The organism is Actinospica sp. (assembly GCF_035552695.1).
Classification (GTDB): Bacteria; Actinomycetota; Actinomycetes; order Streptomycetales; family Catenulisporaceae; genus Actinospica.
In genome coordinates this window covers 1-17,768 of record NZ_DASZKT010000226.1, presented here as the reverse complement: position 1 = coordinate 17,768, position 17,768 = coordinate 1, and the positions used below count along the sequence as shown (strand labels likewise).

The following is a 17,768-nucleotide window of genomic DNA, read 5'->3' as shown; positions in this document are numbered from 1 at the left end:
GTCAGCGACGCATGGAAGACCATGAGCGACTACCAGCTCGCGCTGAAAACCCTGAGCACCCAGACGTCCGGCAAGCAGATCTTCGTGCCCACCGACTACTACTGGTGGGGTGTCTTCTACCGCAAGTCCCTGTTCGCGAAGTGGGGGCTGAACGAGCCGAAGACCTGGTCCGACTTCCTGAAGGCGTGCGCGACCATTAAGTCCAAGGGCGTCATCCCGATCGGCCTCGGTGCGGGGACCGGCACGGCGTGGGTGGCCTCGGCGTGGTTCGACTACTTCGACATCCGGCTCAACGGGGCCGACTTTCACCGCTCGCTGCTCGCCGGCAAGCACGGCTTCACCGATCCCCGGGTGGTCGACATCTTCACGACATGGAAGCAGGTGCTGCCCTACTTCGACCCGAACGGCACCGCCGTCAGCTGGCAGGAGGCCTCCAACCAGCTGCTGCAGGGCCAGACCGGCATGCTGCTGACCGGCACCTTCTTCGCCGACGCGGTGCCGGCCGGCTCGCTCGACGACCTCGACTTCTTCAAGTTCCCGGTCATCGACTCGGCCGTCCCGGACGCGGAGGAGGCACCGACCGACGGGCTGTTCGCGAGCGCGAAGACGCACAACGCCGCGGCCGTGCTCGACTTCATGACCTGGATGGCCACGCCCGACGCGCAGAACCTGTGGACGCAGACGTCCTCCGGCACGGTCATACCGGCGAACCCGCAGGCCACCTCGCCTTCGACAGCGCTGGTGCAGAAGGGCAAGGCGATGCTCGCCGCGGCATCGGACCTGACGCAGTTCTTCAACCGCGACTCGACCGACGCGCTGCAGAACACGGCGAACACGGCGCTGATCGACTTCATCCAGAACCCCGGCAAGCTCGACTCGATCCTGAGCACCTGGCAGACCCAGGCGCAGCAGGCGTGGAAGACCGCATGAGTGTCGCATCAACTTCTGTACAGACCTCGGCCGGACCCGCCGCGCGGCTTCGCGCGGCGGGCCGGCCCCGGCGGCCGCGCCGTTCGGGGCCTGGCCGCCCGTCCCCGCTGGTCATCGCCTTCGTCCTGGTACCGCTGCTCGTCGAGTCGGTCAGCGTGTTCTGGCCGGCGATCCAGGGCTTCTACATCTCGCTGACCAACTGGAACGGCGTGAACCCGCCGAGCTTCGCGGGCTTCGGCAACTACAGCAGGATGTTCAGCGATCCCGTGTTCCGCAAGGCGCTGGAGGACACCGCGATCTGGCTGGTGCTGTTCGGCGGGCTGTCGGCGGCGGGCGGCCTCGGCTGCGCGCTGTTCCTGCAGCGCGAACGCCGCGGTATCGCGGTCTACCGGGCCGCGCTGTTCCTGCCGGTGGTCTTCTCGCTGACCGCCACCGCGCTCATGTGGCAGACCCTCTACCAGCCGAACGGCATGGTCAACGGTCTGCTGTCCGGCGTCGGCCTGGGCAACTGGAGGCACGCGTGGCTCGCTGACTCGAGCACCGCGCTCTACGCCCAGATCGTGCCGGCCCTGTGGCGCGAGATCGGCTATGTCATGGTGCTGTATCTGGCCGGCCTCAAGGGCATCGACCCCGCGCTGTACGAGGCGGCCAAGGTCGACGGCGCCTCGGCCTGGCAGCAGTTCCGCAACGTGACCCTGCCGCAGCTGCGCAGTGTCAACGCCGTGGTCCTGTCGGTCATCATCATCGACTCGCTGCGGTCGTTCGACGTGGTCTGGGCACTGACCCAGGGCGGACCGTACAACTCATCGCAACTACTGAGCACGTATATGTATCAGACCGCTTTCGTGAACACCGACTTCGGCTACGGCTGCGCGCTCGCGGTCGCGATCTTCGTGCTCGCATTCGGCGTCATCGTCAGCTATCTGATCCGCGCCTTCAAGGAGAGCGACTGATGATCAGCAGCAAGCGGCTGCGCACCATCGGATTCCACACAGGCGCGAGCGCGCTGTCGCTGCTGTGGTTCCTGCCGATCGCGCTGATCCTGATCATCAGCTTCCGCTCCACGGACGACGTGCTCGGCAACGGGCTCAATGCCCTGCCGCACTCCTTCGCGCCCGGGAACTACTCCTCGGCGTGGTCGGGTGGCGGAATGCAGCAGGCGCTGATCAACAGCGCGATCGTCGCCGTTCCCGCCGTGCTGCTCACGCTGCTGCTCGGCTCGATGGCAGCCTTCGCGCTCAGCCGCTACCGGATCCCGTTCCGCCGCACGCTGATCCTGCTGATGCTCGGCGGCAACCTGCTGCCTCCGCAGATCCTGCTGGTGCCGGTGGCCAAGCTGAGCCAGGTGTTCGGGCTCTACGACTCGCTGGCCACGTTGATCGTGGTGGAGATCGGCTTCGGCCTCGGCTTCTACGTGTTCGTGCTGCAGGGCTTCATGCGCACGATCCCCGCGGAGATTCAGCAGGCGGCGCTGATCGACGGCGCGGGCGCTTGGCAGATCTACTTCCGGATCGTGCTGCCGCTCACCCGGCCGGCGCTGGCCGCGCTCGGCGCCCTGGCGTTCACCTGGATCTTCAACGACCTGCTGTGGCCGATCACGGTGCTGATCACGCAGTCGAAGATGCCGGTCACCCCGGCGCTGCTGAGCCTGCAGGGGCAGTTCGTGTCGTACTGGAACGTCATCGCAGCCGGCTCGGTCATCGCCGCGATTCCGACCGTGGCCGTCTTCCTGCGCTTCCAGAAGCACTTCATCGCCGGCCTGAACCTGGGAGCCGTCAAGTGACGAACCGCTGGACGCTGCGTACCGCGACGACGTCCTACACCGTCGAAGTACCCGCACACGGGAGCTGGGCGGAGCTGTCCTCATGGGGTCCGATCGGCGTCGAGGACGGGCCGTCGCCGCTGGCCGGGCACGGTCGCACACCGTTCCGCACGGCCGCCGACGCCGCCCCGGCAGAGTACGTTCCGCTCGGACTGCGACCGTTCGGCGGCGCGGACCTGGACGTGCGGCGACCTGGGACCGATCGCGGCAGCTGGTGGTCGTTCACCGGCGCCGAGGCGGTCGAGCCGGGGGAACTGCGGCTGCGGTTCGCCGACGACGTGCTCGGGATCGCGGCAGTGCTCTGCTACAAGACCGTGCCCGGCACGGACGTGATCCGGCGCTGGGTCGAGTTGGCCAACAGCGGCGACGGTGACCTGCTGCTCGGGCGGCTCGATTCGGCCGCGGTGAACGTCCCGGTGCCCGGCGGCGCCCGGCTGACCTACCTGGTCGGGCAGTGGGCGCGGGAGTTCCAGCTCAAGCACGTCGAGATCGAGCGCGGCGGGTTCGACATCGGCAGCACGCAGGGCGTCTCAGGGCACGACTACGCGCCGTGGCTCGCCGCGCAGGACGCCGCGACGGCCGACGGTCCGGCGACGCCCACCTGGGGAGTTTCGCTCGCCTGGTCGGGCTCGTGGCACATCGACGCGCAGGTGGACGCCGGTCGGCTGCTGCGCATGCGCGCGGGCCGTGAGCCGCACGAGGGTGAGGTGCTGCTGCCGGCCGGCGGCTCACTGACCACCCCGGAGCTGCTCGTCGCCTTCAGTCCCGAGGGGCTCGACGGCCTGGCGAGGGTCTGGCACGCATTCGAGCGGCAGCAGAGCCGCCCGCGAAGCCTGCGCCCGCGCCCGGTGCTCTACAACTCCTGGGAGGCCACCGGCTTCCACGTCGAGCATGAGGACCAGCTCGAACTCGCCCGGATCGCCGCCTCGATCGGCGCCGAACTGTTCGTCGTGGACGACGGCTGGTTCATCGGCCGCGCCGACGACACCGCGGGCCTCGGCGACTGGGAGCCGGACCCCGCGGCGTTCCCGGACGGCTTCGGCGCCTTCGTCGAGCAGGTGCGGGGCCTGGGGCTCGAGTTCGGGCTCTGGGTCGAGCCGGAGTCGGTCAGTCCGGGGTCGCGGCTGCTCGCCGCGCATCCGGACTGGATCTACGCGATCGACGGTCGGCCGTCCACGCTGATCCGCGGCCAGTTGGCGCTCGATCTCGGCCGCGACGAGGTACGCGAACACGTGCTCGGCTGGCTGGACAAGCTGCTGCGCGGCTACCCGATCAGCTATCTGAAATGGGACATGAACCGGCCGCCGACCGAGCGCGGCCGTCCGGGCGATCCGCTGCCGCGCGCCGCGGACCTGGACGCGGCGCACGTGGCCAACTACCACCGCATTCTGAGCACGCTGCGCGCGGAGCATCCGCACGTCCTGGTCGAGGGGTGCGCCGGTGGGGGAGGGCGGGCCGACGCCGCGGCCGTCGCCGCCACCGACGTCGTCTGGCCCAGCGACAACACCGGACCGCAGGACCGGCTCGCGATTCAGTACGGCTTCCTGCACGCGCACGCGCCGCACGTGATGAGCTCGTGGGTGACCGACTCCACAGGGTTCTTCGACACGCGGCCGCGCTCGCTGCGCTTCCGCTTCGTCACCGCGATGGCCGGTGCGCTCGGCATCGGCGCCGACGTGCGGGCGTGGACGCCCGAGCAGCGTGCCGAGGCCGCCGAGTGGATCGCCAGGTACAAGCAGTGGCGCGAGACGCTGCATCACGGCGTCGTGCATCTGATCGGCAGCCCCGCGGATGACTCGTGCGGGGTGCAGTACTCGGCGGCGGACGGCTCGCACGAGATCGTCCTGGCCTGGAACAGCGGAAACCTGACCGGCCTGCCGCTGCTGCCGGGACGTCCGGACCGGCTGCGGCTGCGCGGCCTTGAGCCGGCCGCGCGCTACCGGGACGAGGCGACCGGCGCCGAGTACAGCGGCGCTCATCTGCTGCACGCCGGGCTGCCCTGCGCCTGGAGCGCGGATCTCGACGCCGACGCGGTGCTGCTGCGGCGGCGTTGAGAACCTTCACAATTCATAATTAATGTACAGAGCAGCGGGAGTGAGGAGCCTCCAACAGATGAACGAGCGATCGGTCGCCGTGGTCACCGGCGCGGCCTCGGGGATCGGCGCGGCGACGGCCGAACGCCTGGCCCGCGACGGCGCCGCGGTCGTGCTCGCGGACATCTCCGAGCGGGGCGAGCAGGTCGTCGCCCGGATCGCCGAGGCCGGCGGCCGGGCGAGATTCGTGCGCGCCGACGCCGCCGACGAACGGGACTGGGATCGCGTCATCGAGGCCGCGCACGAGTTCGGACCGGTGAACGTGCTGGTCGGCAACGCGTACGCGAGCGAGGTCGCCGCCGCGCACGAGACCTCGCTCGCCTCCTGGGACCGGCAGTTGGCGGTGACGCTCGGCGGCGCCTTCCTAGGCTTTCGCGCCGCGCTGCCCGACCTGCGAGAACGACTCGGCAGCGCGGTGTTCGTCTCCTCGGTGCACGCCCGCTTCGGCCTCCCCGGGCATCCGGCGTACGCGGCGGCCAAGGGCGCGCTCGTGTCGCTGTGCGGCCAGCTCGCGGTCGAGTACGCGCCGCGCGTCCGGGTGAACGCGGTGCTGCCCGGACCGATCATGACCAGCGCATGGGATCGGGTGAGCGAGGCCGACCGTCAGCTGTCCGTCGCGGCCACGCCCGCAGCCCGCTTCGGCACGCCCGCGGAGGTCGCCGCGGCCATCGCCTTTCTCACCGGTCCGGAAGCCTCGTTCATCACGGGGACGAGCCTGGTGGTCGACGGCGGCTGGTCCGTCGCCAAGGCCTCGGCATAGCTCTCGGCTCTCCAAGAAAGTAAGGACACGTAAGACATGTCGCTGTACGGAAACCGCGGGGTGCACGGCCAGACCGTGGACGCCATCGCCCGACGCGTGCTCAGCGGCGCGCTGCCGGAGGGCGCGACGCTCGACCTGTCGGCGTTGCAGGAGGAACTCGGCGTCAGTCTCACCGCGCTGCGCGAGTCGCTGAAGGTGCTGGCGGCCAAGGGCCTGGTGGACGCGCGCCAGAAACGCGGCACCTACGTGCGGCAGAGAGCGGACTGGAACCTGCTCGATCCGGACGTGCTGCGCTGGCAGTTCAGCGCCGAGGCGGACGCCGGGCTGCTGCGCAGCCTCGACGAGGTGCGCGGCATCATCGAACCGGCCGCGGTACGGCTGGCCGCCACCCGGCGCACGGACGACGACCTCGCCCGGCTCGACGCGGCGCTGGAGGCGATGTCGAGCGCGGACGATTCGCGCAGTGCGGTCGACGCCGACCTCGCCTTCCACCGCGCGCTGCTCGACGCCACCCACAACGAACTGCTCGAGCGCATGCAGACCGTGCTCGAGTCCGCGCTCGCCGCGCGCGACCAGTTGGTGCACGGCACCGACGACGCGTCCGACGACCCGGTGCCCAGCCACCAGGCGGTGCTCGACGGCGTGCGGGCGCAAGACCCTGATACGGCAGAGGCGGCCATGCGCGCCCTGCTGGACAAGGCCATCAGCGACGAGGAGCGGCTGCGCTCGGAAATGGAACGCCGGTGAAGATCACCCGGGTTGAGACCTTCTTGGTGCCGCCACGCTGGCTGTTCTGCCGGATCGAGACCGACGACGGGATCGTCGGCTGGGGCGAACCCGTCGTCGAGGGCCGCGCCGAGGTCGTGCGCGCCGCCGTGGACGTGCTGGCCGAATACCTGATCGGCCAGGACCCGCTGCGCATCCAGGACCACTGGCAGGTGCTGACGAAGGCAGGGTTCTACCGTGACGGGCCGATCCTCAGCAGCGCCGTCGCAGGGATCGACCAAGCCCTGTGGGACATCGCCGGCAAGGCCTACGAAGCACCCGTATACGCGCTGCTCGGCGGCCCCGTGCGGGAGAAGGTCCGGGTGTACGCGTGGGTCGGCGGCGACGAGCCGTCCGAACTCGCCGAGGCGATCGCGGCGCAGGTGGCGGCCGGATTCACCGCGGTGAAGATGAACGCGTCCGGCCGGATGTCGCCGATCGCCACCTCGGCCGAGGTCGACGGCGTGGTCGCCCGCCTGGCGACCGCGCGCGAAGCCCTCGGCCCGGACCGCGACGTCGCAATGGACTGCCACGGTCGGTTCACCCCGGCCACCGCGCGACGGGTGCTGGCGGAGCTCGCGCCGTACCGCCCGCTGTTCGTCGAGGAGCCGGTGCTGCCGGAACACCAGCAGGCCCTGGCCTCGCTGGTCGCCGCGAGCCCGGTGCCGCTCGCGACCGGCGAGCGGATCTACGGCCGGGCCGGCTTCCTGCCGGTGCTGCAGGCCGGAATGGCGGTCGTGCAGCCGGACCTCTCGCATGCCGGCGGGATCAGCGAGGTGACGCGGATAGCCTCGCTCGCCGAGACCTTCGGCGCGCTGCTCGCCCCGCACTGCCCGCTCGGCCCGGTCGCGCTCGCGGCCAGCCTGCAGGTCGGCTTCGCCACCCCGAACCTGCTGATCCAGGAGCAGAGCCTCGGCATCCACTACAACAAGGAAGCCGATCTGCTGTCCTACGTCATGGACCCCGAGCCGTTCCGCTTCGTCGACGGCCATGCCGTGCGCGGGCAGCTGCCGGGCCTCGGCGTCACCATCGACGAGAACGCCGTGCGGGCCGCGGACCGGGTCGCCCACCGATGGCGCAATCCAGTGTGGCGTCAGGCCGACGGCACACTCGCCGAGTGGTGATCCGATGGTCCTCGAAACCGTTCCGCTGAGCGTGCGCGTCGATGCCGAGCACGGTGGTCGGTGGACTTCGCTGAGTGGCGGCGGCCGCGAATGGCTCTGGCACCGTGACGAGCCACGCCGCGAGCACGTCCTGCCCGGCGACGCTTTCGCCGACGCGGGCGGGATCGAGGAGTGCGTGCCGACCGTGCGAGGGCTTCCTGATCACGGCGATGCGTGGAGTAGGGCGTGGATCGCGGGCGACTCAATGCTCGAGCACCGCGTTTCCTGCCCGGACTTCGAGCTGACCCGCCGGATCGGCGTCGTCTCAGGATCCGTCGTCGCCGACTACCGACTCGTCGCCGAGCCCGGATATCGCTTCCTCTGGGCCGGTCACGCGCTGCTCGACCTGAGCCAGCGTGCCGTTCTGCAAGTCCACCACGCCACGGAGACTCGCGTCTTCCCCCTCGGCCCGGACGATGGAACTGCCGTAGGCGACGTCATCGACGGCACCACAGCAGTCGTCGACGACGGCCCGGATCACCGCCTGCGCCTATCCGTGCAGGTCAACCGCCAGCCGACCGCCATCGCCCTCTGGCGCAATCTGGGCGGATGGCCGGATGCCGACCCGTACCGCAGCATCGGCGTGGAACCGATGCTCGGCCGCGTCTTCGACCTCGCACACGCCGACGACGGCGACTGTGCCGTCGTCCCGGACTCCGGCGAGGTGCGCTGGCGGCTGACGATCACCGCGTACCAGCAGAAAGCTTAGATGATCATGGATCTTCAATCCTTACTCCGTGAGCGACGGCTGCTCGCCATCGTGCGCGGCCGACACGCCGAATCAGTACTCGAAACAGTGCTCGCCCTCGCCGGCGAGGGCGTCGGACTGATCGAGGTCTCCCTCACCTCGGAGCGGGCCCTCGACGTGATCTCGCGCGCCCGCACTGCGCTCGGCTCCGAGACCGTCCTCGGCGCGGGAACCGTCCTCACCGCGCAAGACGCGCGCGACGCGCGTGCCGCCGGCGCCGAATTCATCGTCACCCCGGGGATCGGCGACGGCGCTTTGGAGGCCAGGCACGTCAGCCTGCCGGCGATCGTCGGCGCCCTCACCCCCTCGGAGGTGATCGCGGCGAGTGCCATCGGCGCCGATGCGGTCAAGCTGTTCCCCGCCTCCTCGATGGGCGGTCCGGATTATCTGCGTGCCCTGCGAGCGCCGTTCCCGGACGTCCCGTTCGTCCCGGTCGGCGGCGTGGACGCGCAGTCCGGTCGCCGCTACCTGGAGCTCGGCGCGACGGCCGTCGGAGTCGGCAGCCCGTTGATCGGCGACGCGGCGGACGGCGGCGACCTGGAGGCGCTGCGCGAACGGACCCGAGCCTTCCTGCGCATCGCCGCCGAGGCCGGTCGATGACGCAGAGCCCTGACGCAGCCGTCGCGTGCGTCGGCGAGACCATGGTTTCGTTCATCCCGTCCGACGGCACGGCCCTGGATGCCACCGAAAAGCTCGGCCTCGACACGGCCGGTGCCGAGTCCAACGTGGCCATGTACCTCGCGGACCACGGCGTCGACGCCCGCTGGGTATCAAGGCTCGGCGACGACGCCTTCGGCCGCCGCGTGCTGGATCACGTGCGCACGGCCGGGGTTGACGTCTCGGCCGTGCGCACGCATCCCTCGCGGCCAACCGGCTTGCTGTTCAAGGACCGCGCAAAGGGCGGAACCAAGGTCTCGTACTATCGGCATGGCTCGGCGGCCTCGACCATGGGCAGGGACGTACTCGACGAAGAGGTCATGCGCACCGCCGACCTGTGGCACTTCACCGGAATCACCCCCGCGCTCTCCGCGAGCTGCCGCGATCTTGTGGAGGCCGCGTTCAGCGGCGAGCACCCGATCGTCAGCTTTGACGTGAACTATCGGCCCGCCCTCTGGCGCGAGCCGCCCGGCCCGCTGCTGCGCCGCTTGGCGCAGTCCGCCGACATCGTGTTCGTCGGACTCGATGAGGCGCAGGCACTGTGGGGCGACGATCTGCGCGACGACGATGTGCGTGCGCTGCTCTCGTCCCCGAGCATCGTGGTCGTCAAGGACGGCGCGAACGCAGCCACCGCATTCCACGGCGATGACCGCACGACCGTCCCGGCGCTCACAGTCGACGTCGTCGAGCCCGTCGGCGCTGGTGACGCGTTCGCCGCAGGCTTCCTCTTCGGCTGGCTACGCGGCGAATCCACCGAACGCTGCCTACGCCGCGGCCACCTCACCGCCGCCTCCGCGCTCTCCGTCACCGGCGACCACGGCCCGCTCCTCGATCCGGCGTTGGTCGACGAACTTCTCGAGCTCTCCACGCAGGCTTGGCCAGATTATTCCTTGACATTATTCAGCCGCCGAATTTAGCATCCGCAGCATGCTGAGCCCTTCAGCGCGGCACCGTGGCCGCGCATACCTACGCAAGTCGCTCACAGGCCTCGGACTGGCCGCCGCCCTTGCCCTCTCGGCCAACGCCGGCAACCCGGTCGCCGGCCACGCCGCCGCCGCGGTTCCGGCCGCCGACACCACCACAGCGCCGTCGACCACGTCGTCGGCAAGCGAATACATCAACAACTGGTCGAATCTCACCGCGATCTGGAACGCGAGCAAGCTCAACCAGAACGACACCGGGACCTACGGTCCGCGGATCGCCGAACTGCGCGCGAGCAACCAGTGGTCGACCAACCAGATCGTCGACTACACCGGCTTCTTCGACGACGCCACCGACAACGTCAAATACGACCAGGCGCACGACTTCGCGTCGACCGGGTACCTCGACGAGAGCGGCGTGCTCAACACCACGTACGGCGCCTACAACAGCGCGAGCACCCCGATCGAGATCAAGCGCGACTACGTGATGGTGCCGAACGAACCGTTCCTCGTCGCGCGCTACACGCTCACCAACCCGTCGTCCACCACGTCGTACTCGTGGAAGGTGCTCGACCAGGTCCACCTGAACAACACGTCGTCGAGCACGAACGTCTCAGCGTCCTACGACTCGACGCGGGAGGCCCTGTTCGGCAACATGACCGCTTCCGGGCAGGATGTCGTGGCCCTCGGAGCGCTGCAGAGCCCCACGGCGTACCAGGCAGGCAACGACGCGGACTGCACTGCCGGCGACACCACCGCGAGCGCATGGTGCCAGTTCGACGCGAACGGCACGCTCGACGACAACGCCTCCGAGAACACACCGAACGTGGATCTCGGATTCCAGAACACGGTGACGGTAGCGCCGTCCAGTTCCCAGACGCTCTACTACTACCTCGGACTCGGCTCGACCATGTCCGCGGCGCAGTCTGCGTCGGACGCGGCGCGGTCCGAGACGGGCGCCTACTGGTTCAACACCACTGCGACCGACTACGCGAACTGGCTCGCCTCCGGCACGAACGTCTCGACGACCGACGGCGGAGTCAATACCGCGTACGAGCGCAACCTGGTCGTGATCAAGAACTCGCAGAACCCGACGAACGGCTTGTTCCCGGCGGCCACCAACGAGGGCTCGTACGGCTACAAGGCCTGGATGCGCGACTCGGCGTTCGACGCGATGGCCTTGGACGCGAGCGGCCACTACTCCGAGGCGGAGAAGTTCTGGGACTTCATGGCAGCCAACCAGTTGAGTACCGGTGCATGGCATACAACATATGACGAATGGTCGGGCCAGTACGTCTCATTCGTCGAACCCGAATATGACAGCATCGGCGAGTTCCTCGTCGGCGTGCAGAAACACTACGCCGACACCGGCAGCAGCACGTTCCTCGCGACGATGTGGCCGGTCGTCGAGGCAGCCGCGAACTTCGTCGAGAACAACATCGCCGGCAACGGCCTCGGTGCCGCCGACGCCAGCATCTGGGAAGAGTCCGTCCAATACAACGTCTTCACCCAGGCGTACTACGTCGCCGGCCTGCGGGCCGCCGCGAGCCTGGCGAAGGTCGAGTCGGCGTCCTCCAGCGTGGACGCGTGGAACGGCGCCGCGAGCACGATCCTGACGAGCATCCAGCGCAGCGACACCGCGAGCACGCCCGGACTGTGGAACGCGAGCGGCGGCTACTACGACCGCGGCATCGCCACCGACGGCACGACCGTGAACTCGCTGCTCGACTCCTCCTCGATGGCCCTGATCGTGACCGGCGACATCGACGCCGCCTCGTCGCGCGCGACATCGATGGTGAACACGATCGACTCCAACCTGACGCACGACACGTACGGAATCGCGCGGTACACCGGCGACACGTACTACTACACGAGCCAGTACGACCCGGCCGGTGACGAAGCCGGCGCGGCCGAGCCGGTCTGGCCGAACATGACCATGTTCGACGGCATCTACGACGTCTACAGCGGACAGACATCCTTGGCCCTCGAACGCCTGCAGTACTACGTGAGCGTGTCGGGCGTCGGCGACATGCCGCCCGGCGAGGCGGTGGCGTGGCCGACCAGCCAGCCGGTGCTCAGCACGATGTCCGAGCCGCTGACCGCGTCCTCGTTCATCATGGCCGCGCTCGCCTACACCGGGAAATACGACCCGCGGGTGTACGCGACGAACGCGAACGCCAGCGCGTACGCGACCGTGAACATCACCACGACGCCGAGCAGCGACTGGAGTAAGTGGACGAACATCCCCTACTACACCTTCCCGGCAGGGAAGAGCGCGTCCGGCTCCGCGATGACGAACATCGGAGACGCCTACATCAGCAATGACGCGAGCAACGTCTACGTCCGGGTCGACAACAGCTCCGGGGCCTTCTCGGCGTACGGCGCGACACCGAAGTTCGCGCTGCTCGTCTACGCGCAGGACTTCAACCACTCGACGTCGTTGACCGGCACCACATCGGGCGAGTACGGCGGTACCCTCGACCACTCGATGAACTACCTGGTCGGACGGTGGAGCGACAGCGGAAGCTACGCTACCTTCGCGGCGAGTTCGAGCGGCTGGACGTCCGGCTCCGGCCTCAGTTCGATCGCGCCGCAGTGGGACACCTCCACCGGCCGCATCGAGGCGGCGATCCCGATCTCGGCGCTGGCGAGCGGCGGATCGGCGGCGACCGGCTCGTGGTCCTACCTGGACATCGAGCTGGCTTATCAGAACCCGTCGACCGGCGCCTGGGATGATGACGACCTCGGCGCGGTCCACTACGAGTTGGCCGGCTCGACGAGTACTACGCTCTACGGAAACGTGACGCGCTGAACGCGTATGACGCGCTCGACGCGCTGAAAGGTAGTGAGTGAGCGCGAAGTCGTCCGCGGGACGCGACCTTACCCAGACGGCGGTGTTGGCCCTGCTCGGTCGAGCAGGGCCGATGTCCCGTGCCGACGTGGCCCGGGAGCTGGAGATCAGCCCGCCGACGGTGACGGCCGTGGTGCGCCGGCTCGTGGACCAGGCGATGGTTCAGGAACTCGACGAGGAGGCCCCGTCCCGCGGCGGACGTCGCGGTCAGCTCATCGGCCTCGTCGGAACCGCTGCGCGCGCCATCGGGGTGAAAGTGGCGGCCGACCACGTCGCGATCGTCGAGGCCCGGCTGGACGGTTCGGTGCACGCCGCGCACACCCTCGAGTTCGACGCGCTCGCTCCGGAGGCCGCCGGACGCCTGGCCTCGGCGCTGCGCCCGTTCGTCGAGGAGCAGTTGGAGATTCCGTTGCTGGGCCTCGGGATCGGCGTCCCCGGCGTGGTCGACAGCCCCGACAACGGCCGGGTACACGCGCCGACGCTCGGCTGGAGCGACGTGCCGCTCGGCAGGCACCTGCACGGAGCACTCGGCCTGCCCGTGCTCGTCGAGAACGATGTCAAGGCCCTGACCGTGGCCGAGCAACTCTTCGGCCGAGGTCGGCGGCATCGCGACTTCCTGGTGCTCACGATCGGCAGCGGCGTCGGGCTCGGCATCGTGACCGGTGGCACCGTCTATCGCGGATCGCACGGCGGCGCGGGGGAGTTCGGGCACTTCCCGGTCGACCCGCACGGCACGCCGTGCGCCTGCGGCAACCGCGGCTGCCTGGAGGCCATCGTCGGCTCCGCGGGCCTAGTGCGCGCCGGGCTGGCCGCAGGCGTGCTACGCGAAGGACAAGGCGTCGAACGCCTGCAAGAACTCGCCGACCGCGGCGACCACGCGGCCGCCGCCGTCTACGCGCAGACCGCCGCCGTACTCGCGCGCGCAGTCGCCGCACTCGTCACGGTCCTAGACCCGGAAGTCGTCATCGTCCTTGGCGAAGGCGCAGCCGCGTGGCAGCACTGGGACCGCGCCTTCCGCGAGGGCCTCATCGGCGCGATCCCGAGTCCGATGGACGAGACCCCGATCGAGGTCGAGCCCTGGGACGACACGGCTTGGGCCCAAGGCGCGGCCGCCATCGTGCTCGCCACGCCCTTCGACCTCTCCGTACCCGCGGGACGCCAGAAGCAGCAGGTGCTGGCGAGGTTTCACGGGCAGCCGATCGGCTAGCCCGGCTCGGGAATCCGCTTCGCTGCCCCGACGGTTCCGGCGTTGCGTCGATCTGCTGCGGTATCGGTGCTTTGCACCGGGTCCGCTTGCCCACCCTCCCACCCGTTGCGTTGCCTGGTCAGGCTGCGGTTGCAACCTGAAAGTCAAAGTCAACGGCGGGCCGGCTCGGAGCCCCGGGGGCTCGTCGGGCTGCGGGTTCATTGGTGGTCGGGTGGTGTCCGTCGCAGTCGCCGACTGCTCTTTCCCAGCGACCGCCCACTGAACGAGCGGACGGGGCGGGATGCGTGCCGTCGCTCTGGGGTCAGGGGGCGCGGCAGCGGGTTGGTCTAGGTGATGATGGCGGGCTTGGCCGCGTTGTCAGCCGTGTTCGGATGGCTGCGCGGCGGAGTGCGCGGGCGCTGGTTTCTCCTGGTCCGCCTCGTCTTCTCGATCCGCTGTTCGCTTGAGCCGGGCAAGCTGGGGCAGCAGGTTTCTGACGGCTGGCGTGTCGCAGAAGGGCAGCAGGACCGGAAGCACGTCGTTGAGACGATCGACAGCGGTGCTCACGTCTAGTTTGTGCGCCAGTTTCGCCGCTTTGCTGCCGTAGTCGAGACAGAGTTCCAGTTCGCCGGTGATCGCGGCGGTGAGAGCCGCTTCGGAGAGCACGATGGTGCGCGATTTCGTAGTGGTCTCGTCGAGTGCGTTCACGGCCCGGGTTCCGAATTCGGCAGCGTCTGGGTGCTTCAGCACGGCTGCGGTGTACGCGATGGTCGAGAGCAGTCGGGCGTGGTCGATCGAGCGCATCCACGGCAGAGTGCCGTCGCCGGGTTTCGGGTTTTCGAGGGTTTCGTCGATCTCTAGCGCGCGCTCCATCGCTCCCTCGGCTGCTTCGCGTTCGTCGACGTGCGCCGCGTACAGTGCGGCGCGGGCGGTGGCCCATGCGGTAGCGCGGGGGTCGTCGGGTGCGTGTTGGATCGCGTCGTGGGCGAACTGCCAGGCGGAACCGGGATCGCCGTGTCGGAAGGCGGCGTGGGACTGGAAGGTGAGCGTCGCGGCGAGCAGTGCGGTATCCATGGTGGCTTCGGCTGCGCTGATCGCATCGGCCCACAGGTTGTGCGCGTCGTACCTGTGTCCACGGTCGAAGGCCAGCCAGCCGGCGAGCAGTGCGCTGCGTCCAGCAGAGTTGATCAGACTTCGCCGTACCGTTTCGTGCCGTGCGGCCGTCAGGTGCGCAGTCACGTTGGCGAGATGCCGCTCTGCGGTCGGCGCGAGCAGTCGGGCCGGGCTGTGATGCTCCAGATCGAACAGCCGCGCTGTGCCCGCTTCGAGCAGAGCGGCGGAGCGCGCGTCCACCACGCTGGGATGGTTGATCGCATGGTGCAGACGTCCTGAAGACCGGTCGATCGGCGCGTCGGTGGTGCGGGCGCTCAGGGCGGCCGTGGTAGACACGGAGTTGGCCGCGTCCACACTATCGGCTGCAATATCTGATCCGGCGCGCGTCCCCGAATCATCGGGCAGGGTCCGGAAGCCGAGTTCGCGTGCTGACAGGCCGGTCACGACCTGCAACACCTTCAGATACACGGGACGGCAGGTGGCGTGCTCGCCGGTCTCCCACTTCTGCACGAGCCGCTTTGTGCAGTGGTTGGGCACTCCGATCGCGTTCCCGGCTGCGCGGATCGCCTCGGCGAACTGAGCCTGGCTCATCCGCATCGTCTGGCGTGCCCTGCGGAGAGCGACATTCGGTGTGCGTGGGTGAGGCTGGGTCGTCACGGCATCGTCTTTCGTCAGTGCTGTGGCCCGGCTCAACTGACGAGTCGGGGTCTGCGGGATCGGCGGCGAGGTGCTTCCGACGACGGCGGGAACTCACGGCGGACACGCCAGCGCTTGGCAGAGCGTGTCAATGCCTCAGCTGATCTGGATTATCAGTGGGTCCTAGCGGTGATCGGTTTGCAGATCACGGGGGAGCAGCGGCAGCCGAGCCTGTCCAGGCCCCACAGGATGAACGCGGCTTCACGTTTCCCAGTGCGTTGCTGCTCGGGCCACTCGTCCCAGATGTGGCGAGCCACGTCTGCTTTCAGTTCGAGTTTCTGGCCGCCGATGGTCACACGGTAATTCACCTCGGGCCCGCCAGAACGTGCGAGAGTTGCGCGCCGTTCGGCCACGCGCACACCGCCGGCTGCCAGGACACCGCCGGGCACAGTGGCTGGATCGACGTCCGGGACCGTGGCTTCGAGTTCAGTCCGTGACCGCATGACCATGCTCTCTGTTTGGAAAGTTGGCTTACGTCATCCACCATGCCGAGACAGCGCAGCTCAGACACCTGTGAAACAGGCGAATGATCGAACGGATTCGTAGGCGGACACGCTCCAACTCATGTGCGCCATGCTCTCGTTTGCCCATTGGAATGGGTAGAGTGTTCGTAGGACAGCGGATCAGGCGCCGCAGCCCTACGAACTTAGTGACTGGAGGGGGCATGTCGATCACTGATCGCCCAGTCACGAGCCCCCAGGCCCGAGGCCGAGAGCTCGCTCGCCGGGGACGCGCGCTCTGGCAAGAGGGCGGATCGGTGCAAGGTGCAGCTACTGAGCTGATGAGCCAGCACCGCGATTTGCCTACTATTCAAGCATTCCGCTACGCCGCTGGACTTTCTCAGGATCAGGCCGCCGCTCGGTACAACGAGGTGACCGATCACCAGACCAGTCTCGGCGGGACGACGATCAACGCGTGGGAATCCTGGGCTCGTGGACGTGGGGCGGGCTCGCCCCCGCCGTTTTCCAGCTTGATGATCCTCGGCGTCGCGTACGGGCGGGGGCCTCATGGCGTCGCTGACGAGCAGTTGTCGCCGTTCGATCTGATCGCAGACGTATACGAGCGGCTCCCTGCAGAAGACCAGATCGCGCTGAAGCTGTTTACGGCGCGCCGCCGTGATGCGCAGCCAACGCCTTCTACTCCAGACGAGCAGGTAGTGACAGCGGCGCGCGATCAGCGAGCGCTGGCGCTGGTCGGGCCAGAGTTCGATCTGCTCGTTCCCACAGTCGAGTACGGCAACCCGCAGATCCACCCGTTCACCCTGCCCAACCCGCAGCCGTACCAACTTCTGGACCTGCCGTGGGAGGTATTCGGATATGGCGTTGAGCGGTTGGGCCGACAGATTAAGAACTTAGGCCGACGCCTGGAAGCGGATATCTGCTTCGGTATCAACGAAGCCGGGCTAGTCATGGCAACGTTCCTTGCCTCCGCCCAGTTTGGCCGGTGCCCCATCGGCTACCTGAAGTGCGTGAAGTCACGGGACGAGATCGCGCTCGATGACGCGTCCTTCTACCCCGACGCCTCCGAGGCGCCGAACATCGTTGTGTGCGACTTCGAAGTCAAGCACGCCGACGTCGTCGGCTTCATTGCGCGTCAGCTTCGTGTGCGCTATCCCAACGCCCGGCTGTACTTCGCGGTCTTCGGTGCGATGACCAAGGACGCTGATCTGAAGGTGGGCAGTTTCGATGACTTGACCGGCGCGAAGATCATTCGCGCCGCAGGCTTCGAGGCAGTCTTCATTGCTGCGACCATGAGCCCGCCGGGAATCGAACCACCCTTGGAACTGCGTTGAACACCGGAAGGCGACCATGACCACATCCGCGTACGCGCCGACTGGCACGGCCGGTACGGTCGCGAAGATCGTACGGGCCGTGATGGCCGAGTCGCGCCCCGCTCTGCTCAAGGCCGCGCTGACCGGTCGTCGCGGCGAAAGCGTGAACCTTCGTCACGAGGACAACTTCCTGTCCGAGCACGACCTCCGGATGCACCGGCGTTACCGCGAGCTGTTCGCTGAAGCCCTGGGTTCGTTCGTCTACACGTCCGAGGAAGACGACCCTCGAGTCG

General features: G+C 68.5%; 15 protein-coding genes and 1 pseudogene. 14 read left to right on the top strand and 2 right to left on the bottom strand.

The genetic code is table 11. The annotated features are described in order from the left end of the window. From VG296_RS25735 to VG296_RS25680, 12 genes are all read left to right on the top strand, one after another. On the top strand, positions 1-930 hold a 930-nt coding region (locus VG296_RS25735), incomplete at its 5' end, for an ABC transporter substrate-binding protein (protein WP_325570019.1). After that, the gene (locus VG296_RS25730) at positions 927-1,883 is read left to right on the top strand and encodes a sugar ABC transporter permease (RefSeq protein WP_325570017.1); all 957 of its coding nucleotides are present in this window, start codon (positions 927-929) and stop codon (positions 1,881-1,883) included. The genes VG296_RS25735 and VG296_RS25730, both read left to right, overlap by 4 nt. Then, on the top strand, positions 1,883-2,713 hold the full coding sequence (locus VG296_RS25725) for a carbohydrate ABC transporter permease (protein WP_325570015.1): 831 nt from the start codon (positions 1,883-1,885) through the stop codon (positions 2,711-2,713). The genes VG296_RS25730 and VG296_RS25725 overlap by 1 nt, the downstream gene beginning before the upstream one ends. After that, complete coding sequence (locus VG296_RS25720) at positions 2,710-4,806, top strand: alpha-galactosidase (RefSeq protein WP_325570013.1); 2,097 nt, start codon at positions 2,710-2,712, stop codon at positions 4,804-4,806. The genes VG296_RS25725 and VG296_RS25720 overlap by 4 nt, the downstream gene beginning before the upstream one ends. Before the next feature lie 58 nt (positions 4,807-4,864). Continuing rightward, a complete protein-coding gene (locus VG296_RS25715) occupies positions 4,865-5,605 on the top strand; it encodes an SDR family NAD(P)-dependent oxidoreductase (protein ID WP_325570011.1) in 741 nt (246 codons plus the stop codon). Positions 5,606-5,641: 36 nt separating this feature from the next. After that, positions 5,642-6,352 carry a FadR/GntR family transcriptional regulator gene (locus VG296_RS25710; protein ID WP_325570009.1) on the top strand — a complete coding sequence of 237 codons (711 nt, stop codon included), beginning with the start codon at positions 5,642-5,644 and terminating at the stop codon, positions 6,350-6,352. Next, positions 6,349-7,494: a galactonate dehydratase gene (gene dgoD / locus VG296_RS25705; RefSeq protein WP_325570007.1), complete on the top strand. Its 1,146-nt coding sequence runs from the start codon at positions 6,349-6,351 to the stop codon at positions 7,492-7,494. Before VG296_RS25710 ends, dgoD begins: the two co-directional genes overlap by 4 nt. Positions 7,495-7,498: 4 nt before the next feature. After that, complete coding sequence (locus VG296_RS25700; RefSeq protein WP_325570005.1) at positions 7,499-8,242, top strand: hypothetical protein; 744 nt, start codon at positions 7,499-7,501, stop codon at positions 8,240-8,242. 6 nt (positions 8,243-8,248) lie between these two features. Continuing rightward, positions 8,249-8,881 (top strand): bifunctional 4-hydroxy-2-oxoglutarate aldolase/2-dehydro-3-deoxy-phosphogluconate aldolase, encoded by a 633-nt coding sequence (locus tag VG296_RS25695; protein WP_325570003.1) that lies wholly within the window; start codon positions 8,249-8,251, stop codon positions 8,879-8,881. Further along, complete coding sequence (locus tag VG296_RS25690; RefSeq protein ID WP_325570001.1) at positions 8,878-9,855, top strand: sugar kinase; 978 nt, start codon at positions 8,878-8,880, stop codon at positions 9,853-9,855. The genes VG296_RS25695 and VG296_RS25690 overlap by 4 nt, the downstream gene beginning before the upstream one ends. Positions 9,856-9,865: 10 nt before the next feature. Further along, the gene (locus VG296_RS25685) at positions 9,866-12,670 is read left to right on the top strand and encodes a hypothetical protein (RefSeq protein ID WP_325569999.1); all 2,805 of its coding nucleotides are present in this window, start codon (positions 9,866-9,868) and stop codon (positions 12,668-12,670) included. Positions 12,671-12,707: 37 nt separating this feature from the next. After that, positions 12,708-13,916, top strand: coding sequence for an ROK family transcriptional regulator (locus tag VG296_RS25680; RefSeq protein WP_325569997.1), 1,209 nt, complete (start codon positions 12,708-12,710; stop codon positions 13,914-13,916). Between the two features lie 357 nt (positions 13,917-14,273). Here VG296_RS25680 and VG296_RS25675 read toward each other — a convergent pair whose 3' ends face one another. After that, positions 14,274-15,599, bottom strand: a complete 1,326-nt coding sequence (locus VG296_RS25675; RefSeq protein ID WP_325569995.1) for a hypothetical protein — start codon at positions 15,597-15,599, stop codon at positions 14,274-14,276. A gap of 218 nt (positions 15,600-15,817) precedes the next feature. Next, positions 15,818-16,000: a hypothetical protein gene (locus VG296_RS25670; protein ID WP_325569993.1), complete on the bottom strand. Its 183-nt coding sequence runs from the start codon at positions 15,998-16,000 to the stop codon at positions 15,818-15,820. Between the two features lie 485 nt (positions 16,001-16,485). Between VG296_RS25670 and VG296_RS25665 the strand changes: the two genes are divergently transcribed. Both VG296_RS25665 and VG296_RS25660 read left to right on the top strand, forming a co-directional pair. Next, positions 16,486-17,496, top strand: coding sequence for a hypothetical protein (locus VG296_RS25665; protein ID WP_325569991.1), 1,011 nt, complete (start codon positions 16,486-16,488; stop codon positions 17,494-17,496). A gap of 16 nt (positions 17,497-17,512) precedes the next feature. After that, positions 17,513-17,768 (top strand): annotated as a pseudogene (locus tag VG296_RS25660) (hypothetical protein); the annotation flags it as partial.